The sequence below is a fragment of the Chloroflexota bacterium genome (genome assembly GCA_014360825.1).
Taxonomy (GTDB): Bacteria; Chloroflexota; Anaerolineae; order UBA2200; family JACIWT01; genus JACIWT01.
The window spans coordinates 1-2,154 of record JACIWT010000056.1; the positions used below are offsets into that span (position 1 = coordinate 1).

The 2,154-nt window shown below is 58.0% G+C and carries 2 protein-coding genes; one reads left to right on the forward strand and one right to left on the reverse strand.

All coding sequences use genetic code 11. The features are described 5' to 3' along the window. The first annotated feature begins 36 nt into the window (after window positions 1-36). A complete protein-coding gene (locus H5T64_13460; protein ID MBC7265340.1) occupies window positions 37-1,776 on the forward strand; it encodes a PD40 domain-containing protein in 1,740 nt (579 codons plus the stop codon). Here H5T64_13460 and H5T64_13465 read toward each other — a convergent pair. Continuing rightward, window positions 1,758-2,154, reverse strand: a 397-nt coding sequence (locus H5T64_13465; protein MBC7265341.1) for a hypothetical protein, incomplete at its 5' end; no start/stop codon positions are given. The genes H5T64_13460 and H5T64_13465 overlap by 19 nt on opposite strands.

Below are 2,154 nucleotides of genomic sequence, written 5' to 3' on the forward strand. Positions count from 1 at the left end.
TCCTTCTCGGACGACGCTTCTTTCCGAAGGAGTTCATTGGATACCACATCCCTTCGATGGCCTGTCATTGCTACGCTAATAGTGGCAGCGGCCATTCTCTTTGCAAGCCATTCCCCGGCCCAGACCGAAGTTGCACCATCTCTCGGCTGGTTAGCCTTCGACCTGCGCCGTGGGGGCAATGAGGACGTTTACGCTCTTAGCATTAACAGCGAAGGCGGCCTCATTCGGCTGACCACAGACCCAGCACCCGATCGCGCCCCTGCTTGGTCTCCCGGGGGCTGGAGATTGGCCTTCCAGTCTCATCGCGAGGGCAATTGGGACCTCTATGTGATGGATCTACATGACGGTCAGGTCCGGCGTGTTACTGAAAACTTGGCTTATGACGGTGCTCCCACTTGGTCCCCCGATGGTGCCTCTATTGCGTTTGAATCCTACCGCGATGGCAACCTGGAGATCTATTGTGTCCGGCTTGGAGACCCAGTGTCCCGTCTTCACGACGGTGGGCGGGTGGTCCGACTGACCGACGAGAGGGCCGATGATTATAGCCCAGCCTGGTCGCCAGACGGGCGGCATATCGCCTTCGTCTCCTGGCGCGACGGCAACAAGGAGATCTACCTGCTCGACCCCAAACACCCCGAGGCTGGGGTAATCAACCTCACTCATCACCCGGCTGACGATGACCAGCCTGCTTGGTCACCGGATGGCGGTTTTCTGGCTTTCATTTCCAATCGTGAGGGCACGAACGGTATCTATGTGCTGGATGTGCAGGCAGCACTGACCGGAGCAAGCGTGGACAAATATACATTGCCCGTGGTCATCGGTGCTCCTCGACTTTCCTCGCCAACGTGGGCGCCCGATGGCCGCTCGCTTATTTACGCCTATCTCTTGGCTGACAGCGCCTACATCCTTCGGCGTGGGTTAGGCCCCCGCGATGTGCCACAGGTGCTCTGGCACGGCACAGAGTGGCCGCGGAACTTGCGTTGGTCCGGCGTCGCGCACGTACAACCATCGTTGGGGAAAAAGCAGGAGTACCCTCCCTTATTCCAGGAATACCTGCCACCGACACCCGAAGTTGGTCCACCTTATAGCACCGTGCGCTTGACTGATGTAACAGCACCACAGCCAGAACTCAGTGATCGAGTAGATGATTCCTTCATAGCCCTGCGACGGAGAGTGTTGGCCGAAACTGGGTTTGACTATCTGGCCATACTCAGTCGCGCCTTCTCTCCCATGGAATCGCCCGAGAGTAACTCGGCATACCCAGACTGGCATAAAGCAGGGCGGGCGATAGACATCCTAACAGAATATGACAAGGTGGACAACAAAGCACTCGTACTCGCTGTGCGCGAGGACATTGGGAACCAGACGTATTGGCGGGTATACTTCCGCACAGCGACGGACGACGGTTCGCTGGGTGAACCGCTAGTAGATGCACCGTGGGATTTCGTCGCTGGCTCTACAGAGCCGGTGGCCGGGATCTCTGGAGGCAGACGACAACCGGCTTGGGAAGGCTATTTCGTGGATTTCACGGCGCTGGCAGCGGATTACGGCTGGCAGCGCGTGGCCACCGTTCGGATGCCTGGTTTGGAGTGGTCTGATGAACAGGACACGATCGGGGTTTGGCATTTTGAGAACCGGGGTGGGCTCACCTGGCAGCAGGCTATGGAAGAAATATACACGCCCAAACAGACCGAGGCGATATCCTCCCCTGACCCATGGTCATTCCCTTGGTGGACCACATGGGGTGGGCGCTTCGACTACGGATTCGAACCGTGATTGACGTTCCCCATTTTCGTCAACTGGGTGTGCAACTCACGCAAGCGAGTCGCGGTCTCGGGGCGATGCGCTTCCAGTTCATCCGCCAAGGCTGTCAGGAGAGCCGGCAAGCGGTCGCCAAATTCACCCGCTTTCTCGCGGAGTAGTTTCTCTGTCTCTGCCGGGTACTCGGCTTCCAGCAGTTCGTTGACAAAGTTAATCTCAGGCGGCGTATTCTCGCGAATGACCTGCCTCACGTCTTCCTGCAACGCACGTAACTTGACAACAAGAGGCTCGTTCTTAGCCTGCTCTGCAGCCTGTAGGGCTGAGGCCAGGACAACCAGGAAGAGCGTGTCTATTTCGCTCAAATGCTGGCGTAAAGCGGTCTTCGGCTCGGGG